21 protein-coding genes are annotated in these 23,101 nt (G+C 40.7%); 3 read left to right on the top strand and 18 right to left on the bottom strand.

Annotation, left to right across the window (positions count from 1 at the left end; all coding sequences use genetic code 11):
- Positions 1-35 precede the first annotated feature (35 nt).
- Positions 36-950, bottom strand: coding sequence for an SGNH/GDSL hydrolase family protein (locus T498_RS0110635; RefSeq protein WP_028235893.1), 915 nt, complete (start codon positions 948-950; stop codon positions 36-38).
- Positions 951-1,123: 173 nt separating this feature from the next.
- Here T498_RS0110635 and guaB point away from each other — a divergent pair, with 173 nt between their 5' ends.
- Positions 1,124-2,581, top strand: a complete 1,458-nt coding sequence (guaB, locus tag T498_RS0110630) for an IMP dehydrogenase (protein ID WP_028235892.1) — start codon at positions 1,124-1,126, stop codon at positions 2,579-2,581.
- Positions 2,582-2,744: 163 nt separating this feature from the next.
- Here the strand turns inward: guaB and T498_RS0110625 are convergent, their stop codons facing one another.
- Genes T498_RS0110625 through T498_RS0110615 form a run of 3 tightly spaced genes read right to left on the bottom strand, consistent with a single transcriptional unit; the run spans position 2,745 to position 4,839 of the window.
- Complete coding sequence (locus tag T498_RS0110625) at positions 2,745-3,527, bottom strand: DUF4097 family beta strand repeat-containing protein (RefSeq protein ID WP_028235891.1); 783 nt, start codon at positions 3,525-3,527, stop codon at positions 2,745-2,747.
- Positions 3,517-4,485, bottom strand: a complete 969-nt coding sequence (locus tag T498_RS0110620; RefSeq protein WP_028235890.1) for a permease prefix domain 1-containing protein — start codon at positions 4,483-4,485, stop codon at positions 3,517-3,519. Before T498_RS0110620 ends, T498_RS0110625 begins: the two co-directional genes overlap by 11 nt.
- An 18-nt stretch (positions 4,486-4,503) precedes the next feature.
- A complete protein-coding gene (locus tag T498_RS0110615; RefSeq protein WP_028235889.1) occupies positions 4,504-4,839 on the bottom strand; it encodes a PadR family transcriptional regulator in 336 nt (111 codons plus the stop codon).
- 203 nt (positions 4,840-5,042) lie between these two features.
- Between T498_RS0110615 and T498_RS15590 the strand changes: the two genes are divergently transcribed.
- Entirely contained in the window at positions 5,043-5,771 is a 729-nt protein-coding gene (locus T498_RS15590; RefSeq protein WP_051524715.1) for an N-acetylmuramoyl-L-alanine amidase family protein, read from the top strand.
- Between the two features lie 62 nt (positions 5,772-5,833).
- Here the strand turns inward: T498_RS15590 and purD are convergent, their stop codons facing one another.
- The 7 genes from purD to pyrE all read right to left on the bottom strand — a co-directional run bounded on the left by purD (position 5,834) and on the right by pyrE (position 13,190).
- Positions 5,834-7,102, bottom strand: a complete 1,269-nt coding sequence (purD, locus tag T498_RS0110605; protein ID WP_028235888.1) for a phosphoribosylamine--glycine ligase — start codon at positions 7,100-7,102, stop codon at positions 5,834-5,836.
- Positions 7,103-7,485: 383 nt separating this feature from the next.
- Entirely contained in the window at positions 7,486-8,112 is a 627-nt protein-coding gene (gene purN / locus T498_RS0110600) for a phosphoribosylglycinamide formyltransferase (RefSeq protein ID WP_028235887.1), read from the bottom strand.
- Positions 8,113-8,228: 116 nt separating this feature from the next.
- A complete protein-coding gene (gene purM / locus T498_RS0110595; protein WP_028235886.1) occupies positions 8,229-9,254 on the bottom strand; it encodes a phosphoribosylformylglycinamidine cyclo-ligase in 1,026 nt (341 codons plus the stop codon).
- A 234-nt stretch (positions 9,255-9,488) separates the two neighbouring features.
- Positions 9,489-9,995 (bottom strand): 5-(carboxyamino)imidazole ribonucleotide mutase, encoded by a 507-nt coding sequence (gene purE, locus T498_RS0110590; protein ID WP_028235885.1) that lies wholly within the window; start codon positions 9,993-9,995, stop codon positions 9,489-9,491.
- A 114-nt stretch (positions 9,996-10,109) separates the two neighbouring features.
- Positions 10,110-12,164: an aminopeptidase gene (locus T498_RS0110585; RefSeq protein WP_028235884.1), complete on the bottom strand. Its 2,055-nt coding sequence runs from the start codon at positions 12,162-12,164 to the stop codon at positions 10,110-10,112.
- Positions 12,165-12,168: 4 nt separating this feature from the next.
- Entirely contained in the window at positions 12,169-12,504 is a 336-nt protein-coding gene (locus tag T498_RS0110580) for a hypothetical protein (RefSeq protein WP_028235883.1), read from the bottom strand.
- A complete protein-coding gene (gene pyrE, locus T498_RS0110575) occupies positions 12,504-13,190 on the bottom strand; it encodes an orotate phosphoribosyltransferase (RefSeq protein ID WP_028235882.1) in 687 nt (228 codons plus the stop codon). Before pyrE ends, T498_RS0110580 begins: the two co-directional genes overlap by 1 nt.
- A gap of 157 nt (positions 13,191-13,347) precedes the next feature.
- On the opposite strand from pyrE, the gene T498_RS0110570 reads away from it, so the two are divergent.
- Positions 13,348-13,980, top strand: a complete 633-nt coding sequence (locus T498_RS0110570) for an endonuclease III domain-containing protein (protein ID WP_028235881.1) — start codon at positions 13,348-13,350, stop codon at positions 13,978-13,980.
- Here the strand turns inward: T498_RS0110570 and T498_RS15585 are convergent.
- The 7 genes from T498_RS15585 to T498_RS0110530 form a co-directional block, all read right to left on the bottom strand.
- Positions 13,977-15,113, bottom strand: coding sequence for an AI-2E family transporter (locus T498_RS15585; RefSeq protein WP_051524714.1), 1,137 nt, complete (start codon positions 15,111-15,113; stop codon positions 13,977-13,979). The genes T498_RS0110570 and T498_RS15585 overlap by 4 nt on opposite strands.
- A gap of 744 nt (positions 15,114-15,857) precedes the next feature.
- On the bottom strand, positions 15,858-17,144 hold the full coding sequence (locus T498_RS0110560; protein ID WP_028235880.1) for an ABC transporter permease: 1,287 nt from the start codon (positions 17,142-17,144) through the stop codon (positions 15,858-15,860).
- Positions 17,138-17,869, bottom strand: coding sequence for an ABC transporter ATP-binding protein (locus tag T498_RS15580; protein WP_036978381.1), 732 nt, complete (start codon positions 17,867-17,869; stop codon positions 17,138-17,140). Before T498_RS15580 ends, T498_RS0110560 begins: the two co-directional genes overlap by 7 nt.
- Before the next feature lie 10 nt (positions 17,870-17,879).
- Complete coding sequence (locus tag T498_RS0110550) at positions 17,880-19,256, bottom strand: efflux RND transporter periplasmic adaptor subunit (protein ID WP_155951058.1); 1,377 nt, start codon at positions 19,254-19,256, stop codon at positions 17,880-17,882.
- 316 nt (positions 19,257-19,572) lie between these two features.
- On the bottom strand, positions 19,573-20,862 hold the full coding sequence (locus T498_RS0110540) for an ABC transporter permease (RefSeq protein ID WP_028235878.1): 1,290 nt from the start codon (positions 20,860-20,862) through the stop codon (positions 19,573-19,575).
- Positions 20,862-21,572 (bottom strand): ABC transporter ATP-binding protein, encoded by a 711-nt coding sequence (locus tag T498_RS0110535; RefSeq protein WP_036978421.1) that lies wholly within the window; start codon positions 21,570-21,572, stop codon positions 20,862-20,864. Before T498_RS0110535 ends, T498_RS0110540 begins: the two co-directional genes overlap by 1 nt.
- Positions 21,573-21,608: 36 nt before the next feature.
- Positions 21,609-23,090 carry an efflux RND transporter periplasmic adaptor subunit gene (locus T498_RS0110530; RefSeq protein WP_028235876.1) on the bottom strand — a complete coding sequence of 494 codons (1,482 nt, stop codon included), beginning with the start codon at positions 23,088-23,090 and terminating at the stop codon, positions 21,609-21,611.
- Between the last annotated feature and the right edge of the window lie 11 nt (positions 23,091-23,101).

Genomic DNA, 23,101 nt, shown 5'->3' with positions numbered 1-23,101 from the left:
AAACTGTGAATTCTGTTCATTTTGGAGTACAAAATCTATTGTATGGACTCAAGTACACGGCCTGCAATATATGCCATACCAGCATCATTTGGATGCATTGCAACATCACCTGTATAAACAGAATGAATCTTTCCATCATAACCTTGAACTTTTGCACCAATATTTGAACGATATTTTGCCACTCCACGAATAGCACTAATGTCTACAAAGACACTGCCAGTGTTCTCTGCTACTCGCTGTTTGATAGCGTCTCTTCCTGCTGCATACCAATAATCTCCTACAACAACAATTTTTGCTGTTGGCTGGCTCTGTCTAACATAGTTAATAAGCATAGTGAAATCATCCTCAAATGTAGACATACGCTTAACATTCTCACCAAGCTGAATAACAACAAGATCGTAATTGTTCTTGAGAGTTTCATCCATATTAGGAAGCATCATGTTTCTATTGGAACTGCCCTCCCAACCTGAACGATATACATCTAAATTAACATTTCCATATACCTGCTGAAGACCTAAGGCTACCTGATGTGCATAATCCTTGTCTGGACTTGAGGCTGCCATTCCCCAACTGCCCCACCAGTAATTGCATACGGGATGAATTGTGATACTGTTGCCGATGGCAAGCACATTATAAATACCATCATCCACCTGTGTAGCCGGGTCTTTGATTGCAGGCACTGGATAAGTTCCATTCATCGCCTCTGTTGCAATTGTCGCATTAGGAAAACGCCCCTCTGCCTTACCAGCTGTAATGTAATGATTGCAAAGGGCTTTTGCATCAGCACCTACGATTGCTGCAACATCTGGATATGTAGCTGCATAAAACTGAGCATCGAATGTAGATCCGTCTGGATCAGAGTAGACAGCTGCCTTAGCATCCATCTTAAACGCACCTACTGCTACCACAACAGAAAGTGCAAACACTAATGTCATTAATTTCTTTTTCATATTGACCCCTATCTATAATTTATTTTGTCGCATTTTTTGACAATTATAATTATATTTTACCCACTGCCAATGTCAAGAAATCCCCATCCCCTCTAACTTATCATTGACAGGTTCACAGTCCTAACTTATAATATGTTAAATTTTGTATTCAAATTCGAAAGCGAGGTTACATTATGGCAACTATTATTGGTGATGGCATTACTTTCGACGACGTCTTACTGGTTCCTCAGTATTCGGAAGTAACTCCAAATCTTATTGATCTTCACACAAATCTTACTAAAAAAATTAAACTTAACATTCCTATGATGAGTGCAGCTATGGATACTGTTACAGAATCACGCATGGCTATCGCTATGGCTCGTCAGGGTGGTATTGGTATTATTCACAAGAACATGTCTATCGAAGCACAGGCTGAAGAAGTAGACAAGGTTAAGCGTTCTGAAAACGGCGTTATCACTGATCCATTTTTCTTAGGACCAGATAACACACTTGCTGAAGCAAATGAGCTCATGGGCAAGTTCAGAATCTCAGGTGTTCCTATCACAAAAGAAGATGGTACACTTATTGGAATTATCACAAATCGTGACCTCAAATTCGAAACAGATTTTTCTAAGAAGATTTCAGAGTCTATGACATCTGACGGTCTTATCACAGCAAAGGAAGGCATTTCTCTAGAGGAAGCAAAGCAGATGCTTGCAAAGTCTAGAAAAGAGAAACTTCCTATTGTAGATGACAACTTCAAATTAAAGGGACTCATCACAATCAAAGATATCGAAAAGCAAATTAAGTACCCTAACGCTGCAAAGGATGACCAGGGTCGTCTTCTCTGCGGTGCTGGTGTTGGTATCACAGGAAACATGATGGAGCGTGTTGAAGCACTCGTAAATGCTCAGGTAGACGTTATCGTTATGGATTCTGCTCACGGTCATTCAAAGAATATTATCGAAGCAGTTAAGAAGGTTAAGCAGGCATATCCAGATCTTCAGGTTATCGCTGGTAACATCGCTACAGGCGAAGCTACAAAGGCATTAATCGAAGCTGGTGCTGACGCAGTTAAGGTTGGTATAGGCCCTGGTTCTATCTGTACTACTCGTGTAGTTGCAGGTATTGGTGTTCCTCAGATTTCTGCAATCATGGACTGCTACGCTGTTGCTAAGGAATACGGTATTCCAATCATCGCTGATGGTGGTCTTAAGTTCTCTGGTGACTTAACAAAGGCTCTTGCTGCTGGTGGTTCAGTATGTATGATGGGTTCAATGTTCGCAGGCTGCGATGAAGCTCCTGGTTCATTCGAATTATTCCAGGGTCGTAAGTACAAGGTTTACCGCGGAATGGGAAGTCTCGCAGCTATGGAAAACGGTTCTAAGGATCGTTACTTCCAGGAAGGTGCTAAGAAGCTTGTTCCAGAAGGTGTCGAAGGACGTGTTGCTTACACTGGTTCATTAGAGGATGTTATCTTCCAGCTCATCGGTGGTATCCGTTCAGGTATGGGTTACTGTGGTTGCCCTACTATTCCAGAGCTTCAGGAACGTGGCAAGTTCGTTAAGATTTCTGCTGCATCCCTTAAGGAATCTCATCCACATGATATTCACATCACAAAGGAAGCTCCTAACTACTCTGTAGAAGGCTAATCTAAAATACACAAAGCCCCTAGTTACGGCTACAAGCCTTATAGTTCTCCGCTCGGCTTAGAACGCCTCGCTCAAGAACTATAAAACCTTGATGCCTACTAGGGGCTTTTTAATATCCTTTATGCCTTCATGCTTTCATGCAACATAGTTAGTATTCAACGAATTACTTCCAGGCTTCGCCATTTACCGAGGCAGAACCTATCTCGCACTCCAGTTTTAAGTGTGCTTTTTCAGGATTTGGCGTGGTGATTTCGATGCTGCCAATTTCACTACTAGCATATAAATAATCTATGTTTCCATCTATTGTTATATTGCCAATATCAGTAGTAATCTCTCCTGATGATACATCTGAATTTTGCAATGATACATTTCCCATATCAACTGTATAATCCATATCTCCAAGATTAGAGCTTTCAATCTGAATGTTACCCATATCTGCACTCAATATAGAACTATTAAACTCTGAATCAGAGATTATTATATTTCCTTTGTCAACCTCAGCCTTAATAGCATCACCATTCAAAGCTGATACCTCCACATTACCTGCATCAACCTCGGCATGCAAAGCAGTCAAAGAGTTATCGCCTGGTACAATAATTTTTACTTTATAGTTCTTTGCAATAGGATTTATATTTGCTTTTATATTCTTTTGAGATACTGTAAGTGTATCGCCATCGCTTTTTATTTCTGGAGCATATTTTTCTGGAATATTATGGCTTACGCTAAACTTATCACCACAGGTAACTTCTACATTTGCCGCATCAAGCTCTACTACAATGCGTTTAACATCTTCTCCAGTAAAATCAAATTCTTGCATATCCACTGGATCATCATTGGAGCCTAGATTCAAAGCTCCACCGAAGTGGTATATAAGAGCACAGACCACTATCACAAGAGTAATCGTCCATATAATTAGTTGATATTTCTTTTTACATTTATTCTCCATCTACAGCCTCCTTCGTAAATACGATTTTCAGTATCTTGTGAAGAATCCCAGCAACAGGCCAAATAATCCATGTAGTTTCCCAATCAAAGGTTATGAAACTGATGACTAGATAAATACAGGTAACTGTTGTCCAATACACTTCCATGATGGCTGTAGCAGCTTTGTTGATATACACATCTTCTTTACCATATGTGCCAGCCATTGTAGACTTATCATTTATCTTGAGGACCTGCTCATAACTTCCCATTCTTGTGCCGGTATAAATCAGAATAAAAACGCCAACGCCAATAGCTGCCAGCATAAACGCAACAAATATATCAGGGTCTGCAACAATGGCAGGAACCCAAGAAAAGGCACATAGAATTACACCAACTGCCATCAAAATCGCATGTGTCAGCTTATAATCTTTTTTTCTTTCTTTTACTGCATCAGCTGTAGTGGCATCTATCTGACAAGGCTCCTTCTTGATAAAATCCCAATCACTACCTCTAGATGACGAAAAAATGAACAACCCAACTGCCACTGCAATAAATGCAAACATCAATACAAATCCGTATGATGTAGTACGCCCGTAATTCATCTCTTCTATGATGATATTTGGCGCAGCTGCTATAATACAAAGCATAACCCCAATTCCAACCAACAAACCATTGCTTTTAGTCACATCAAGATATTCCATTATCTCGCCATAACTAAGCAAGCGGCTAGGATTTGTCTTTTCTCTTTCACGAGTCTCTTTAACCTCTTCTTCAAGACCCAAGTCCTCAGCAAGCTCATCCAAATTTCCGAATTCAGAAATAACAGTTCCAATGGCACTATTTTCGGTTTCACCCTCAGCAATAAGATCGTTATATTTATCCTTCATCATGCAAAATAGCTCTTCCTTTGCCTTTCTAACCTCAGCTGTGTTTGGCATATTGGCAAACATTGCATCCAGATAACTCTTAATTGTTTCCATTTCTTCTCCTTTGATATCCTATCTAATAAACTTTTCAACTACATCCTTTGTCAGTTCCCATTCAGCACATTTGGCCTTATAGAACTCACGCCCTGCCTCTGTAATTCTGTAATAAGTACGCTTTTTACTATTACCTTCCAAGTCCTGACTTGCCACAAATGATTCAATGTATCCATTCTTCTCCATTCTGGTGAAGGCAGAATATAGAGTGGTTTCTTTTATTACATATTTTCCATCTGTAATCTGCTTAATCTGCTTTGAGATTTCATAACCATATGATGGTTCATTCATCAGAATACTAAGGATAATCGTATCATTGTAGCCCCTAATAACATCGCTACTGATTTCAACCATTTGATTCTCCTTACTATGTCTGACGTACTACGACTGTCGTAGTACGTTTGTTGAAGTAAATATACTACGACAGATGAAGTATGTCAAGTCTTATTATCAATAATAAATTTTTCTGACAAATTTTCAGAAAACACATGATTTTTTCACACAAATGTCCGATAATATACTTAGATAATTTTTTGGGAAGGGAGTGTGATTTACATATGAAAAAAACAACAAAACTTAAGGGCAGAAAATGTATAGTTGCAATGCTCCTAGCGGTTATGGTATTCCCTACCATGAATGTTGAGGCAAAACAAGTTACTACAGCTGACCCAACCAAAATAATTGTAATAGACCCTAGTGGTCAAGAAACTGCCAATAAGAGAAAGGAACCTGTAGGGCCTGGAGCATTTAAAACAACAGCTGAAACACCTACAAGTGAAAATGGTGCAAAAACTGGTTGCGCAGATTATGATATCAATCTACAGATAGCACTTAAGCTTCAGGATATCCTAAAAGACCAGGGCTACACCGTTTTACTTACACGTGAATCTAACGATGTAGATATTAGCAACAGCGGCAGAGCAATGATTGCAAACACTGCTGGTGCTGATGTGTTTGTTGTAATCAGTGGTAAAGAAAACCCAGGTATATCAGTTGTATGCCAGTCTGAAGATAATCCTTACAACTACGGCAACTACAAAGACGGCAGACTCCTATCCGATGCTATTGTTGGTTCTGTATCACAAAACACCAACACAAACGATGCCACAGTAGAAGAAATGGATGACAAAGCTGCAATCAATTGGTGCGAAGTTCCTACAGCAATCGTAGAAGTTGGTGCAATCACAAACAAGAATGACGAAGAAAAGCTTGTAACAGACGATTATCAATCAGAAATGGCTCTCGGAATAGCCAACGGAATAGATAGCTACTTTACTCAAAAATAAATATGACTTCTTGCTGACAAAACAGGGGCTGTGGAAAATCCACAGCCCCATATTTATTAGTACTATTTCAATATCGCATTTGCGATATCATGTCTCATATATTTGTTTTCAAACTGAATCCATTCTGTAGCCTCATAAGCTTTTGCTCTAGCTTCTACTAAATCTTTTCCAAGGGCTGTAATGCCAAGAACACGACCACCGTTTGTAACTATCTCACCCTTGTCATTTTTTGCTGTGCCAGCGTGGAAGCAATAATAATCCTTATTATTAAACTTCTCAAATCCTGTTATAGGAAATCCCTTCTCATAAGAAACAGGATATCCATCAGAAGCAAGCACAACACATACACATGCTTCGTCAGAGAACTTAAGATCAATCTTATCGAGTGTTCCATCGATACATGCATTAAATACATCGATAATATCATTCTCAAGACGAGGAAGTACAACCTGTGCCTCTGGGTCACCAAAACGTGCATTGTACTCTAACACTTTAGGGCCTTCCTCTGTAAGCATAAGACCAAAGAAGATAACTCCCTTAAACTCTCTACCCTCTGCCTTCATAGCATCTACAGTAGCCTGGAAGATATTCTTCTGACAGAACTCTTCTATCTCCTTTGTGAAGAATGGAGATGGTGAGAAGTTGCCCATTCCACCTGTGTTAAGACCTGTATCACCATCACCTGCGCGCTTATGATCCTGAGCAGATGACATAATCTTTACTGTGTTACCATCTACGAAAGAAAGAACTGAAACCTCGCGGCCTGTCATGAATTCTTCGATAACCATAGTGTTACCAGCATCGCCAAACTTCTTATCAGTCATGATTTCTGCAACACCTGCAACTGCCTGCTCATGGTTTTCGCAAATAAGTACCCCCTTGCCAAGCGCAAGGCCATCAGCCTTTAAAACGATTGGATACTTGGCTGTCTCAAGATACTTTAAAGCAGCCTCCGGGTCTGTAAAATTCTCATAGCCTGCAGTAGGGATATTGTACTTCTTCATCAAATCCTTTGAAAAAGCCTTTGAGCCTTCGATAATAGCTGCATTCTTTCTAGGGCCAAAGCAGCGAAGGCCAGCCTCCTCAAACTTATCTACAACACCACCTACAAGTGGGTCATCCATACCAATTACTGTAAGGTCAATCTCCTTTTCCTTTGCAAAAGCTACAAGCTTATCAAACTCCATAGCCTTGATATCTACGCACTCTGCAAGCTCTGCAATACCTGCGTTGCCTGGGGCACAGTAAATCTTATCTACCTGTGGGCTTCTCGAAACAGCAAGTGCTATCGCATGCTCTCTTCCGCCACTACCTACTATTAAAACTTTCATGACTTATCCTCCAATATTTGCTCCATTACCACTAGCATAGCTACTTTCACAGTCATGATAGTGGTAATAATTTGCTTGATTACCTCTGTATATTATATTTTTCTTCCTACAGTGGTAATACTGTCCTTCTTTTACCTCTGTATTTCACATTTTTCTTCCTACAGTGGTAATACCTCTCTTCTTTTACCACTGTATTTCATGCTTTTCTTCCTACAGTGGTAATACTGCTCTTCTTTTACCTCTGTATTTCGCATTTCTCTTCTCACAGTGGTAATGTCGCCCTTATTTTACCTCTGTATTTCATGCTTTTCTTCCTACAGTGGTAATACCTCTCTTCTTTTACCACTGTATGTTACATTTTGCTTCTCACAGTGGTAATTGATTTAGTTTTCAGCGATATGTACCTTGCCCTCGACCACGCTTACGCAACCACGGGCGATTAAGTCAATGGCACGGGGCATGATTATCCACTCAGCCTGCTCCATTACGCGGCGCTGGAGGATTTCAGGAGTGTCGCCTTCAAGAACCTCTACTGCCTTCTGCAAGATGATTGGGCCTGTGTCAGTGCCTTCGTCCACAAAGTGACATGTGGCTCCAGTGACTTTTACACCACGAGCGAGAACGCCCTCGTGTACCTTCAATCCATAATATCCTGTACCGCAAAAGCTTGGAATAAGAGATGGATGAATATTGATAATTCTATTAACGTATTTACGAATCATCTCTGGTGGTATCACAACTAAGAAGCCAGCAAGGACAACCAAATCGACATTATAAGAATCCAGCTTCTCTAAAAATGCTTTATTGAATTCTTCACGGGAAGCATAATCCTTCGGGCTAACGCAAACGCCCTCAATACCTGCTTTAGCTGCTCGCTCTAACGCATATGCGTTTTTATTATTAGCAATTACAACTGCAATCTCAGTATTGTGAATTTCGCCAGAATTAATCTTGTCTATAATCGCCTGGAGGTTTGTACCACCTCCGGACACACAAACTGCAATCTTCATTTATTCTCCTAACTGCGGCGCCTTCTTACATCCACAATCCAAAGCTTAATTCATTCGACCACATGTCTCATTCATTAAACTTTGAGATTGTTAACTAGAAGTCACCTTATTTATGATTATACCAAGTCTACGCCCTTTTCACCGTCTACAATCTTACCTACTACGTAAGGTGTATCGCCTGCTGAGCGCATAGCTTCCATTGTCTTATCAACGTCAGCTGGATCAACAGCAACAATCATACCAAGACCCATGTTGTATGTGTTGTACATCATCTGCTCATCTACGTTACCCTTCTTAGCCATAAGCTTGAAGATAGCTGGTACTTCGTATGAGTTCTTCTCTACAACTGCACGCTTGCCTTCTGGAAGCATACGTGGAATATTCTCGTAGAATCCGCCACCTGTAATATGTGAGCAAGCCTTTACACGTACACCTGCATCCTTTACAGCCTTAAGAGCCTTAACGTAAATACGTGTTGGAGCAATAAGTGCCTCACCAAGAGTGCAGCCAAGTTCATCATAATATGTATCAAGACTTTCCTTTGTCATTTCGAAAATCTTACGAACAAGAGAGAAACCATTTGAATGAACACCTGTTGATGCCATACCAATAAGAACATCGCCATCCTTTAATTCCTTACCTGTGATGATGTCCTTCTTATCAACGATACCTACTGCAAAGCCTGCAAGATCGTACTCTTCCTCAGGCATAAGGCCTGGGTGCTCTGCTGTCTCACCACCTACAAGGGCGCAGCCAGACTGCTTACAACCCTCAGCAACACCACTTACGATTGTTGCAATCTTCTCTGGGATATTCTTACCACAAGCAATGTAATCAAGGAAGAAAAGTGGCTCGCCACCTGCACATGCAACGTCATTTACGCACATTGCAACTGCGTCAATACCGATTGTGTCATGCTTATCCATTAAAAATGCAAGCTTAACCTTTGTACCGCAGCCATCTGTACCAGATAAAAGCACTGGCTCATCCATATTCTTAATTGCGCTCAAGTCAAAAGCGCCTGAAAATCCGCCAAGACCACCAAGAACCTCTGGTCTCATAGTGCCCTTCACAAACTTCTTCATGAGCTCCACTGACTCATATCCTGCCTCAATATCCACTCCTGAACTCTTGTAATCCATGTTTCTCTCCTTTTTCTTTACCTTAGTCCGCTAGCACATCCATATTTTTCATGCTCCCGCAGGGCACCCCTCGCACTCGTGCAAGGGAACCTCCCCCGCCGGCGTGGGGGTCCCCCTCCTTGCACGGCGCGATACTTCCCTGCTAGCGCTCGCCAATTTTAACGAGTGCTAGCTCTTTTTAAATATTAAATAAAAAGAAACCCTTGAATAATGCAAGAGTTTCTTATATTTACATCATGATAAAAACGCTTTATAACCATCACGCTGCAAACGTGAATCCTTAGACTCCACCTGTTCCTTCTGCTCTACGATGAAATCGTGTAATTTAGACGCAAGTGCAGAATCTGTCATGGCAAGCATTTTAACCGCAAGGATACCTGCGTTTGCTCCACCATTAATAGCCACTGTAGCTACAGGTACACCTGTAGGCATCTGAACAATCGAATAAAGGGAATCCACCCCACCTAAATCGCTAGTCTTCATAGGGATACCAATAACTGGCCCTTCAAAAATAGCCGCACACATACCAGGAAGATGTGCTGCTTTACCTGCGCCTGCGATGATGCACTGAACCCCACGGTCCTTTGCAGTCTTTGCATACTCAACAAAGATATCCGGCTCCCTATGAGCTGAGATAATTCGCATCTCATAATCCACGCCAAATCTCTCAAGGATTTCCACCGCTTTAGCCATTACAGGCATGTCGCTATCGCTTCCCATAACAATACTTACTTTTGCCATTACATATCCTCCTAGTTGTTCTCTCGCCAGTTACGGCAACAAGCATTAGTGTTTCTACGCTTCGCATGGAAAGCTCCGCTTAAGAAACCTAATAGCTTGTTACCTACTGGCTATTTATACTTGTTCTAATACCTTATTAAGCTCTTCGGTGCCTTCTACCACGAACTTGCCATCTACGATGACGGGTAGCTTTCGACCATCGGCGCAAAGTACGGTGATGTCACCAAGCTCATAATAAGGTATGGTTATATCTGTATGGCAGTTAAAATATGCCTTTGAGATATCTTCATTTCTAAGAATAGAGCAGGAATTATCCCTAGCTATACATTCTTTACCATCTGGATTATACATTGGAACATCTTCTGCGTGAGAATAGCATGTATCTCCCACTGCAAAGTGTGGCCCAGTCTTTTCTGCTATCAAAATAGGTAGCTTGTCAGCTATGCCATACTTCTGTCCCATAACGTAAGCTCTTGTGTTTGTTCCAATTGCAAATTCACCCATTGGAAGTGTGTCATGCTTGAACAATACATTGTCATATATGAATTTTTTATTCTCTTCTTCAGATTCAAAATTGCTACATGTGTATGACGCAATCTTACCATCCTCAAACTTTAACTCAAGATTCTTGTAGCAAAGCTCATTTAAGTAGACCTGAGTCACGTGAAGCACACCATTTGTACCTTCAAGCACTGGTGATGTAAACACCTCCCCAACTGGAATGTTAACATCTGCTACGCAATTTTCAAAATTAGTCTGATGAGCTGGATCATCTAAATGATGAAGCTTTACAACAATATCAGTATGATTATCACCACGGCCTGTGATATGAACACTTTCACCTTGGTCAAGCACATCAATAATGTGCTGCTGAATGTTCTTATATAAATCGTAATCCATTCTGTTAACAGCTACAGTCTCATTGAAGATTTCGTTGAAATCCTTGCCGATTTCTGGGATTGGATAAGCAATAATAGTAAAGCTGCGCTCCTCACCATGGATATATTCGTTTGTAATCTGTCCACTCTGACTTGCATAATAAACATTGATTTCATTCTGCTTGTCAGTGTATTTGGCATTTGCTTCGAAATTGGCTGGCTCGAAAGGCGCCTCGCCAAATGTTTCGATGACCGCAGGGCCGCCAAAAACAGCAGCAAGCTCTTTATGTTTTTCGTATGTATTCTTAAGAACTTCAAGCATTCTATCAGCCATACCCTTATCCCAATAATATGCTCTATCGTCCTTGTGATCGTATAAGCACTGTTTGTTTGGAACAGTAGAATAAAGATTACGGCTTGTTGTGCCACCAAATCTAACTGTACAAGAAAGCCCTGCCTCATTAAACAAGCGAATTGCTTCACGGGTCATAAGCTCAAAGCCTACAGGTGATTCAACTCCAACTGTCTCTTTAATGGAAATGTCCTTGCCACATACCTCAAACCCTTTGATATATCCATCCACGTAGGTGCGAGCCATGGCTACCACATCTTCCTTTGGAAGGCTACGAAGATGAGCTGCAATCTGTCTTTCATTAGGGCCAATGTACATTCCATACTTGTACATATATCTATCATCAGACAAATCATCCTTCATGATGATATTGCTGTAGAAATCATATTCTGAATCAATCATGCTTATAACTTGCTCTGAAATAAACAGCTGGCTATAATCATGCTTAAACGAATAAAGAGCATCTATGATGCTTTCTCTGCGATATTTATCTTCCTCTTCCATCTGGCACTCGCCATATATCTGAAGGAAAAGCTCCAGGTAGATAGTGAATCTATCTGTACGACCTGCAAATGCCGCTGCAATAATGCCTGTAACCTCGTAGAAAACCGCAGATAAAGGTCCACCTAATTCCTGTCCCAACTGAGCAGCTGCGTATGTAGGACATAAAAAGCTTTTTTCGTATCTGTCCTTGGCATAAATCCCAAAGATAGCTGCATTGTCCCTCTCGCACTCTTCTAGTGAGCGCTCACTTAAGCTTCCTGATATTGCCTTATTCATAACAGAAAGAACAGTCATTATAAACTCTGCTACTTCTATAAAATACTGCTGTAACTTTTCAGGCAAATCTCTATCATCTTTGATAGTAGAGATTCGCTCTGTAGCAAGCTCGAAGCGTTCCATTATATCATCTGATTCTTGATAAAATGTCTTACTCATAAATCTATCCTCTAACAAGTCCAATAATAAGAGTACTCATCCAAACAATCATTACAAATGAGCTAACTCCCAAACAAATCAATCGATATTTAAACTCTGTCTTGGTGCTCATCTGCCTGATGTTGAATATCAAGGCGACTGCCGCTGCGATAAATCCCAGGGTGCCAATGCCACCAAGCCACTTTGGTGTCTCACCTGCAAGGTAAACCGCAATAATGATTATTATCACATGCAAAAACAACGTAAAAAGGGACACCCCAGAAGCATACATAGCCTCTATAGGCAGGGCCTTAAGCTGATTACCATATGAACTGCGTCTTCTTTTACGTCCTCGTGCCATTATTTAACTCCGTACTCCTTATAATAAGCATCAATGCGTGACTTCATCTCATCATCGATAACGACTCTGCCCTGGCACTGACGATTGTAAAGGTGCTCAACAACCTCTGACATGGAAACAATTGCACCAGTCTTAAAGCCGTATGTATCTGCAACTTCATCAAGAGCAGTCTTGCTTGTATCTCCTGAAAGACCTACCTCCTGGCGATTAAGCGAAACCATAAGACCAACGATTGTAACATCGCCCTGTGATCTAACGATTGGCACTGTCTCTTCCATGCTCTTTCCAGATGTTGTCACGTCTTCAATCATAACAACTCTATCGCCAGACTGAATATTGTAACCAAGTAAAGAGCCCTTATCTGCTCCATGGTCCTTCTCTTCCTTACGATTGCTGCAGTATTTTACTTCCTTGCCATAAAGCTTATAAAAAGCCTCTGCTGTGATAACTGCAAGTGGAATACCCTTGTATGCTGGACCAAAAAGAACATCGAAATCCTCTCCGTATGCTTCGTGGATAGCCTTAGCATAATACTCGCCTAAGCGCATAAGCTGGCTGCCTGTAACATAGGCACCTGCATTCATAAAAAAAGGAGACTTACGCCCTGACTTTAGTGTGAAATCACCAAACTTAAGGACATCTGCCTCCACCATAAACTCTATAAATTCTGACTTATAATTTTCCATAAAAAATCTCCTATACTAAAGATTCTCACAAACAATGCGATTGTACCATAGAAGACTTATCATTTCAATCGAACAATACCAATTCTTCTTTCTAAATTTTAGTTAATACAGACAAAAGGGAAGGCATTTTACATGGCGGACATGTTATAATACTTTCATGAGAAAAAAAGAATTAGCACTTATCGTAATTGAAAGATTAAAAAAAGAATATCCATATAGCGATTGTACATTGGACTACGACGAAGCATGGAAGCTTTTAGTATCTGTTCGCCTTGCCGCTCAGTGTACCGACGCCAGAGTCAACGAAATTGTCCCTAAGCTCTATGCAAAGTTTCCCACTATCGAAGCTATTGCTGACGCTGATGTAAACGAGGTTGAAGCTATTGTGCGGCCTTGTGGACTTGGCAAGTCAAAAGCGAAAGATATCGTCGGCTGTATGAAAATGTTAAGAGATGTCTATCATTGTCAGGTTCCAAATACTATGGAAGATTTACTGGCTCTACCAGGCGTAGGCAGAAAATCTGCCAATCTTATTTTAGGTGATGTATTTAAGTTGCCTGCCATAGTCACCGACACTCATGCCATCAGATTATCAAATCGAATCGGACTTGTGGACAATATAAAAGAGCCAACGAAGGTCGAAATGGCCCTTAGAAAAATAATTCCACCAGAGGAAGGCAATGAATTATGCCATCGACTGGTGGATCATGGTCGTGCAATTTGTACCGCTCGCACTGCCCCATATTGCGACAGATGCTGTCTTAATGATGTTTGCAAAAAGAGGATTTAATCCTCTTTTTTTATGTCTTCTTCTACTTCTTCAACATCTTCTCTTTCTAGAAAAGCTAAAACATATTCATGGTAAACCATATCTAAAATAGCCACTCCCGGTATTGCAAGCAAAACGCCTATCATACCAAACATACTTCCCAAGGCTACCACGCCAATCAAAATCCATAGCCCTGATACTCCAAGAGAATCTCCAAATAACTTTGGCTTTAAAATATAGCCATCTATAGTCTGAAGCACTAATACGAAAATCAAAAATGCTGCAGCATACCAAGGCTCAACCAATAATAGGAAAAATGCCCCAATTGCGCCTCCAACAAATGGTCCGAAGGTTGGAATGATATTTGTAAGCGCAACGATAATGGATACCAATCCCACATAAGGCATTCCCATCACCGTCATGAATATCGCATTTACGATACCTACAATAATGGCATCAATAAGATTAAAAACGATATAGCAATTTAATATCTCATCACTTCTTTTTATGAAATGTCTAACCTCTGGATAATTCTCTTTAAATACAGCCTTTAAAAATCTTGCTCCACCCTTCTTAAGATTATCTTTGCCTGCCAAGAAATACATAGACAACAGCAGCGCTATAAAGAAATGCCCCATAGATGAGCCAATATTTGCTGTAGTTGAAAGTATTGTGCCCATATTATCTGTCACGTAAGTTGCCATGTAATCAAGAATCTCTGTAGATGAAGATATTAAATCATCTAAATCTACAACTGATGACATCCCTATGATTTCCAAAGTCTTTTCAAGGCTCTTTACATACCCATTAAAATTCTTCGCAAACATACTTATACTATCCACAAGCTGTGGAACCACAAGAAGCAATACCATCATCAAAAAGGCAATCACCGTCATAAAAGCTAGTGTATTCCCAAATGTAGCCTTCAGCTTCTCATTCTTCAGCTTTCCAAAAATCTTCCGTCTATAAAACATAGCCAGTGGATTAATAATATACGCAATAATAGCGCCCAAAAATATAGTTGAGAAAAACCCCAAAAAGGTTCCCACTGCAGATAAAACGCTAGAAAACCTTAATAGCACCACAAACAAAATAACTCCTATACATATCGATACTGTAAGAGAATACCAAGGCTTATTCTTTATGTTTCTCATCATTCACCTCCACATGTCTATCTATTTCTAATATGTCAAAAAGACCTCGCAAAAGCAAGGTCAAAATTCTTAAAAAAATGTTAAATTGTTGCCATTCACAGCGATTATAAAACAGCCCGCCCCCTCATGGATGCCGCGGCCCACCACCCGTGCTAGGCTGACCGCCCACTCTTTGCGTGATTTTGCGAATATAGCTGTTTTTCTTATGGGCCAAATTTATGCATCGCACATGTGTCTTGTTGCGGAATGAACCATTTTGAAAAATGTTTTTCAGGTGGCGGACACTGGAGCTTTTTATGTACTTCTCAGGCTGAGGGGACTTGGTTTCATATTCCGCTTGCTAAGTAACATGACAAAGCAGGTTTTGCATATATAGGTACCGTGGCACATTCAACATCGTGTTTTAAGTGACCACTTGCGCTGCCGTCCATGGCAGCGCATACCTATATATTGCAAAACCTGCTTTTATGTTACTAAGCTCGCTCCAAAATCAACCAAGTCCCCTTCAGCCTAAGAAGTACAAATAGTATTAAGCTGTGTGTCCGCCACCCAAAAACCTTTTTCAAAATTGTACAGGCCTGCAAAAGACACATGTAAATTAAAGATGCATAAATGGCCCATTAGAAAAACACAATATTCTTGCAATGCGCAAAGAGTGGGCGGTCAGCCTGGCACGGGTGAGGGTGGGCCACGGCATCCATGAGGGGGCGGAGCCCAACAGACACAGCTGTGAATGGCACAATTTTATTCGTAGCGGAGGGCTTCGATTGGGTTGAGCTTTGCGGCCTTGTTAGCTGGGTAGTATCCAAAGAAGACTCCGATGGCCATGGAGAAGCCTACGGCTATCACAATGGCGATGACAGATACTGATGCTGAATATCCCATGTAGGTTGCAGCAATGGAACCAAGAGCTACACCAAAGATTATGCCTATTAGGCCACCCATTATGCAGATTACTACGGATTCAGTAATAAACTGCAAACGGATTGAACCGTTTGTGGCACCAAGAGCTTTTCTGGTTCCTATTTCCTTTGTACGTTCTGTGATAGATACAAGCATAATGTTCATAACGCCTATACCACCGACTACAAGGGATATACCTGCGATAATGGCAAGGGCCAGTTCTATGGTGCCTATCATGGTAGTCATTGATTCAATCATGCTGGCCATGCTTGTAACAGTCACCTCGTAGTCCTCGTTGTTTGAATAAAACATGGTGTTAAAGTAGCTTTCCACTGTATCGGCAAATGCTTCCGAATCTGTGTCGATTGTAGTAACTAAGGTGATGCTAGAATAGCCTTCATTTGAAGTGTGAAGCTGGTTGCGTGCTGTATCAAATGGAATATAAAAATCTGTAGTGGTATCTTCTGTTGAATCGCTAGACCAGGTGCTGGCATCATACTGATACACACCTACTATGTAATAAGTGTAGTATTTTCCACTAATGCTTATCTCCACTGCAGAGCCAAGAGCAGCATTGGCGTCACCATCAAACATGTTGTTAACAAAGTAGTCGGATACAATACACACCTTTTGGGCATTCTCATAGTCCTTGTCGATAAATGAACGTCCTGCAAGCATATCCAAATCAGTGTAATCCATGTAGTCCTGGTTGTAGCCGATGATGTTAACATAGGCATATAAATCTCCATCGATGGCTGTTCCGGAACCTACGGAAGATTCTAGCAAGGTGTATTTGACGTTACTGCCATACTCTTCTAAAAATGAATCAAGCATATCATCTGTCATATAGTCATCTGTATCCATGGTTCGCCTGTTGCCGGCTCCAAAGTGCAAACCAGATGAAGTAGTCTCCTCAGAGGTACTTTTAGCTGAAACACCTACAGTAAGGTTGTTAGCCCCCATCTCCTGCATCTGGGTGTTTACCATTACGGTGATAGAATTACCAACAGTCATAATTGCAATAACTGAGGCTATACCAATAATAATTCCAAGCATCGTCAGAAGAGAACGCATTATATTTGACTTCAGTCCGGCTAGAGCAAGAAGGACATTTTCAAGTATTAACATGCAAGTCCCTCCTTTATCTCTTCCCAGCGACCAGCCGTCTCCCCTTTGATGTCGCCGTCTCGTAAAGTAATTATGCGTTCTGTCTCCTGCGATAACTCTGGGGAGTGGGTTATTAAAACTATTGTTTTTCCCTGCTCCTCATGCAATCTATGGAAAATGTCCATTATTAAACGTCCAGTGGCAGAATCTAGAGCTCCTGTTGGCTCATCTGCCAGTATAATTGCTGGGTCATTGGCCATAGCCCTGGCAATTGCCACACGCTGTTTCTGGCCACCTGATAATTCATCAGGATTGTGAATCATTCGGTTTGTCATGCCCACTTGCTCTAATAGCATCTTTGCTCGCTCGTTTCGCTCTGCACGACCTACACCTGCATACATCATTGGTAGTTCAACATTTTTGATTGCGTTGGTTCGGGCAATAAGATTGTAAGTCTGAAAAACAAATCCGATTTTTTTATTTCTAAGAATCGATAACTCGTGATCTTTTGCTTTTTCGATATCCACTCCGTCCAAAGTATATTCGCCGCTTGTTGGCCTATCTAGGGCTCCAATAATGTTCATCAATGTAGATTTTCCTGAGCCAGACTGACCTACAATTGAAACAAACTCACCCTCGCGGACTGAAAAATTAACTCCATGAAGTACTTCGAACTCATTAGGTGTACCTATAAAAAAGCTTTTGTGTATATCACGAAGATCTAACATAATATCTCCTGCTGCCATATCACACCTCCTAGAATCCGCCACCTGGGCCACCCTGGCCACCGCCGCCTGGGCCGCCTTGACCGCCGCCCATGTTTCCGCCTTGGCCACCGCCCATATTCATCATCATATCTCCTGCTGAATCATCTGAGCTTTTGGTTGTGCTAGAAGCTGTAGCTTTTACAAGCATTCCTTCGTATAAATCATCGCTTATAATCTGTACATAATAATCACTTTCAAGTCCAAGTGTGACAGTTACCTTTGTCTCATTTCCTTCATCATCCACAGCTGTAACATAGCTATTTCCATCTGAATCAGTTTCAACGCAATCGTAAGCAACTGCAAATGCTCCTTCTGCAGATTCTAAGATTACTGATGCTTTAGCAGTCATACCAACTCTAAGTCTATCGTCTGTATCATCAAGTGTGATTTTTACTTCATAGCTTGCTGAGGAACTGCTAGATGAACTACTTCCTCCCGAGTTAGAGTTAGATGATGAGCTGGATGAAGTTGTTGTAGAATCAGATGTGACAGCAACGTATGTAAGTGTACCTGTAAATTCTTCATCATCAGTTGCATCGAACTTTACAACCGCTGACAGCCCTTCTGAAAGAGATGCTATATCATACTCGTCAACTGTTGCCTCAACTACATAAGAGTCTGTATTCGATATCGTAAATACGGTATTACCCTGTGTATAGTTGTTACCTTCCTCCACATTGATTGCTGTAATATATCCAGAAAATGGTGCAACAACCTGTGTTCCAGACTGGCTTTCTGTTACCGACTCATACTCATCACTCTTTGTGTAGGTGGTATCATACTCCTGCTGCAACTGAGCCAGCTCATAATTGTACTGAGCTTCCTCAATTTTATCTTGAAGCTCTTCTAGCTCGTCCTCCTTAGATTCATAATCTTCCATAGTAAATCCATACAGAGATTTTACAGCCGCTGCCTGTGTTTCATATCTGGATTTTTCATCTGAATATGGATACTTCTGATAATTCTCATATGCATCCTTCACATCAAGATAATAGATTTCGTATTCATCCAGCCATTCCTGAATTTCTGTCATCTCTTCCTGATAATCTTCTATTTCATCTAAATAATCCTGCAATTCTTTAGCGTTCTTCTTATCAGTGATGTTGTACTTTGCATTTAGCTCCGCAAGCTTTGTTGCGTAGTCATCAGCGTCAAACTCAACAACAACCGCTCCTGCTTCAACGTAATCACCAACGGAATAGTATACTGCTGCAACCTCAGTACCTGTAGCGACAGTAGATGTCACGCTTTGTGACTGACCTGCAGCAAGTGTTCCAGTAACACTTACCGATGACTGCAAGTCCATCACCTCAACTGCGGTTGTAAGAGTTGTCTGCTCATCTTTATCTGATGGCTTAGCCTTCACTAAGAATTTCTTGCCAACAAATGCACCTACCGCAATCAATATCAGTAAAATAATACAAAGCAGTTTATGCCCCTTTATAAATCTTCCAATTTTGCCAAAAAACCTTTTTAGTTTTCCAGGCTTTTTTTTCTTCCTTCGTAGTCTCTTTGGACATAATAAAATCCTCCTGATAATATGTAATACTCACGTCGACTTTACATACTATAGGAGGATTTATCTTACAAGTAAACCGATTCCACATAGGATTCAGAATTATTCAGTTTTTGTTCACATAACCCATCAAATACTCATCACATAACAAGCAATTTTGATGATTTTACTCGTATCGAAGTGCATCGATAGGATTAAGCTTGGCAGCCTTATTGGCTGGATAGTATCCAAAGAATACACCGATTGCCATAGAAAAACCTACAGCTATGATGATACTTTCCACTGATACAAGTCCTGAGTAACCCATAAGCTTAACTGCAAGCAAGCCTAAAGCCACACCAAGGGCAATACCTATTACACCACCAATCAAACAGATTACAACAGATTCTGTAATGAACTGCAATCTGATTGAGCCATTGGTTGCACCGAGCGCTTTTCTTGTACCGATTTCCTTGGTACGCTCTGTGATAGATACAAGCATTATGTTCATAACGCCGATACCACCAACAACAAGAGATATTCCTGCAATAACTGAAAGCGCTAGTTGGATTGTTCCAATCATCGAATTCATGGAATCCATCATTGATGACATACTGATAACCATAACTTCATAGGCATCATTTCTAGCGTAATAGTTCACATTGAAGAAGTCTCTTACTTTTGTAGCGAACTCGTCATTATTTGTATTGACGGATGTAACTATAGTGAAATAATAATCACCCTTATTTTGGTTATGATTCTGATATCTTGCAGTCTCATAAGGGATAACCAATTCTGTAGTTGGGTTGTCAGAAACACCAAAAGAGAATTGATCCTGAACATACTCATATACACCTACAATATAGTAGCTATAATATGTTCCGGAAATATTAACCTCGATTTCCTGACCAAGGGCAGCATCACTATCTCCGTCAAAAACTCTTTCAACAAGCTTATCTGTTACAAGACAGACCTTTTTATGATTTTCAAAATCCTGGTTCAAAAACTGACGGCCGTCTTGAAGCTTTATATCTTTGAAATGGAAATAATCATTGTTATATCCAACTATTTTTACATTGGCATTTTTGTTTCCTCTTGAGACAGTTCCCTTATCACCAACACTTTCCTGTCGAATGATATATTTTACATCATCTGGATACTCCTGTCTGAAAGCTGTAACCATGTCTTCTGTGATAAGATCTTGATCGGTCATATCACGAACATATCCAGCACCGTAGCTGGCACCAGAATCTGTAGTTTCTTTATCAACAGATTTCTGCATTACACCCATTTCAAGGTTGTTTGCACCAAGATCCTGCATGGTGGTGTTAACAATCAAAGTGATAGAATTACCAACTGTCATGATTGCAATAACAGATGCTATACCAATGATAATTCCAAGCATTGTCAAAAGCGAACGCATTATATTCGCTTTAAGACCAGCTAAAGCAACGAGGACATTTTCTGTAAATAACATTACACCACCTCCCCTGCTTTTTTATCCCAGTGTCCCTGGGCCTGACCGATAATATCGCCATCCTTTAGAGTGATAATACGCTCTGTTTCCTGTGATAATTCTGGAGAGTGAGTAATAAGTACGATTGTCTTGCCCTGCTCTTCATGAAGCTTATGGAAAATATCCATAATCATTCTACCTGTAGCCGAATCTAACGCACCTGTAGGCTCATCAGCAAGGATAATTGCCGGGTCATTTGCCATAGCACGTGCAATAGCCACACGTTGTTTCTGACCACCTGAAAGCTCATCGGGATTGTGATGCATTCTGTCTTTCATTCCAACTTCTTCAAGAAGCATCTTTGCACGGTCCGTTCTCTCTCCACGCCCCATTCCTGCATACATCATAGGGAGCTCCACATTTTTCAACGCATTTGTACGAGCTATTAGGTTGTAGGTCTGAAATACGAACCCGATTTTTTTATTTCTAAGAGCTGAAAGCTCATGATCCTTTGCCTTCTCAATATCTACTCCATCAAGAGTATATTCTCCGGATGTAGGTCTATCCAATGCGCCGATGATATTCATCAGTGTGGATTTACCTGAACCAGACTGTCCTACAATGGATACAAATTCACCTTTGTTTACCGTGAAATTAACACCATGCAAAACTTCAAACTCATTTGGAGTGCCAATAAAAAAGCTTTTATGGATATCGCGAAGGTCAAGCATTATATTTGAATCTGCCACTGTTTCCTCCTTAATATCCTAGTACTCCTCGTAGTCTGTGATGTAATCCATAACATCTGTACTTGGAGCATCTGTTACGATTGCCTCTACTGTCATACCTTCCTTAAGGCCCTCACCACTGATTTCAACATAATAGTCGCTCTCTAGGCCTTTTTTCACATCGATATCTTTCTTTGTGCCATCTTTTTCAATGACAGTTACAAAAGTCTTGCCATTGTCATCAGTCTGGACGCAATCATAAGGAACAGCAAGTACATTAGAAACAGAATCAAGCACTACACTTGCCTTTGCTGTCATACCAACTCTAAGTCTTTCATCATTTTCATCAAGCTTAATCTTGATTTTGTATGTAGCAGTTCCTGACATATTTGTTGACGTTGTATTAGAGTATCCTGATACCGGTGCTGTACTTGAACCAGAGATTGTTCCTTCTGAAGCAACAGAAACAAATGTAACTGTTCCTGGGAATTCCTCATCTCCTGTAGCTTCAAATTTGATGTTTGCTGGCAATTCCTGCTTGATGTTCGCTACATCATATTCATTAACTGTTGCCTCTACTACAAACTGGCTTGTATCTGCTATCGTAAATACGGTATTACCCTGTGTATAGTTATTTCCCGCTTCAACGTTCATTGTAATGATATAACCAGAAATAGGAGCTGAAACCTGTGTCTTTTCCATACTCTCGTATATATCATCCTTAGCATCTACCTGAGAATAATTCTGGGCGTAGCTCTGCTTAAGCTCTCCGATTTCGATTAACTTTTCGTAGCTTGCGATAGAATCCTGCAAGGTCTTGATAGTGTCCTTGTTCTTATCAAGTGCCTTTTGCTTAGCCTCATAGCTTTCGATTGTAAATCCATAACGCTCTTGAACAATAGCACTCTGCTCTAAATATCTTTGAGTCTCACCATTGTATGCATCCTTCTGGCCATTCTCGAAGGCATCCTTTATATCCTGATAATAAACAGCATTCTTATCAAGCCATTCCTGATCTTCGTTGATGTCCTTCTGTAAGTCGTCGATTTCCTTCTGAGCATCTACAATCTTCTGCTGATAATCAGAGATATCCTTTGCACTCTGAAGATTATCGATATTGTTCTGAGCATTAAGCTCTACAAGCTTTCTATCGTAATCATCGCCATCAAACTCAACTACAACAGTGCCTGCCTCAACATAATCACCTTCGTGATAATTAACCTTTTCTACCTTGATACCAGTGATTCCAGATCCTCCAATCGTGGATGTAACTGTCTTTGTATCGTTGGCAGTAAGTGTTCCTGTTACGGCTACCGACTGCTGCAAATCCATCTTCTTGATTTCTGCAGTAACTGGCTCATTAGCGGCTGCAAGCATAGCTTCCTGAGCCACCTTAACCTTGTGGCGTACAAATAGCACAATCGCGAGAATAATCGCAAGAATAATTACTAACTTAAGATGCTTTTTAAGAAAACCTCCGATTCTCTTAAAAAAGCTTCCAAACTTTTTCAATACCTTCAATTGTTCATCCT

Source organism: Pseudobutyrivibrio sp. MD2005 (assembly GCF_000621865.1).
In the GTDB taxonomy this organism is placed as follows: Bacteria; Bacillota; Clostridia; order Lachnospirales; family Lachnospiraceae; genus Pseudobutyrivibrio.
The sequence above is the reverse complement of the archived record's forward strand: the minus strand, read 5'-3'. Positions and strand labels throughout refer to the sequence as shown.

What these genes read in the sequence shown, in the direction of transcription:
- T498_RS0110635 (WP_028235893.1), bottom strand. Translation starts at nt 950, where the DNA reads ATGAAAAAGAAATTAATGACATTAGTGTTTGCACTTTCTGTTGTGGTA.
- guaB (WP_028235892.1), top strand. Translation starts at nt 1,124, where the DNA reads ATGGCAACTATTATTGGTGATGGCATTACTTTCGACGACGTCTTACTG.
- T498_RS0110625 (WP_028235891.1), bottom strand. Translation starts at nt 3,527, where the DNA reads ATGGAGAATAAATGTAAAAAGAAATATCAACTAATTATATGGACGATT.
- T498_RS0110620 (WP_028235890.1), bottom strand. Translation starts at nt 4,485, where the DNA reads ATGGAAACAATTAAGAGTTATCTGGATGCAATGTTTGCCAATATGCCA.
- T498_RS0110615 (WP_028235889.1), bottom strand. Translation starts at nt 4,839, where the DNA reads ATGGTTGAAATCAGTAGCGATGTTATTAGGGGCTACAATGATACGATT.
- T498_RS15590 (WP_051524715.1), top strand. Translation starts at nt 5,043, where the DNA reads ATGAAAAAAACAACAAAACTTAAGGGCAGAAAATGTATAGTTGCAATG.
- purD (WP_028235888.1), bottom strand. Translation starts at nt 7,102, where the DNA reads ATGAAAGTTTTAATAGTAGGTAGTGGCGGAAGAGAGCATGCGATAGCA.
- purN (WP_028235887.1), bottom strand. Translation starts at nt 8,112, where the DNA reads ATGAAGATTGCAGTTTGTGTGTCCGGAGGTGGTACAAACCTCCAGGCG.
- purM (WP_028235886.1), bottom strand. Translation starts at nt 9,254, where the DNA reads ATGGATTACAAGAGTTCAGGAGTGGATATTGAGGCAGGATATGAGTCA.
- purE (WP_028235885.1), bottom strand. Translation starts at nt 9,995, where the DNA reads ATGGCAAAAGTAAGTATTGTTATGGGAAGCGATAGCGACATGCCTGTA.
- T498_RS0110585 (WP_028235884.1), bottom strand. Translation starts at nt 12,164, where the DNA reads ATGAGTAAGACATTTTATCAAGAATCAGATGATATAATGGAACGCTTC.
- T498_RS0110580 (WP_028235883.1), bottom strand. Translation starts at nt 12,504, where the DNA reads ATGGCACGAGGACGTAAAAGAAGACGCAGTTCATATGGTAATCAGCTT.
- pyrE (WP_028235882.1), bottom strand. Translation starts at nt 13,190, where the DNA reads ATGGAAAATTATAAGTCAGAATTTATAGAGTTTATGGTGGAGGCAGAT.
- T498_RS0110570 (WP_028235881.1), top strand. Translation starts at nt 13,348, where the DNA reads ATGAGAAAAAAAGAATTAGCACTTATCGTAATTGAAAGATTAAAAAAA.
- T498_RS15585 (WP_051524714.1), bottom strand. Translation starts at nt 15,113, where the DNA reads ATGAGAAACATAAAGAATAAGCCTTGGTATTCTCTTACAGTATCGATA.
- T498_RS0110560 (WP_028235880.1), bottom strand. Translation starts at nt 17,144, where the DNA reads ATGTTAATACTTGAAAATGTCCTTCTTGCTCTAGCCGGACTGAAGTCA.
- T498_RS15580 (WP_036978381.1), bottom strand. Translation starts at nt 17,869, where the DNA reads ATGGCAGCAGGAGATATTATGTTAGATCTTCGTGATATACACAAAAGC.
- T498_RS0110540 (WP_028235878.1), bottom strand. Translation starts at nt 20,862, where the DNA reads ATGTTATTTACAGAAAATGTCCTCGTTGCTTTAGCTGGTCTTAAAGCG.
- T498_RS0110535 (WP_036978421.1), bottom strand. Translation starts at nt 21,572, where the DNA reads ATGCTTGACCTTCGCGATATCCATAAAAGCTTTTTTATTGGCACTCCA.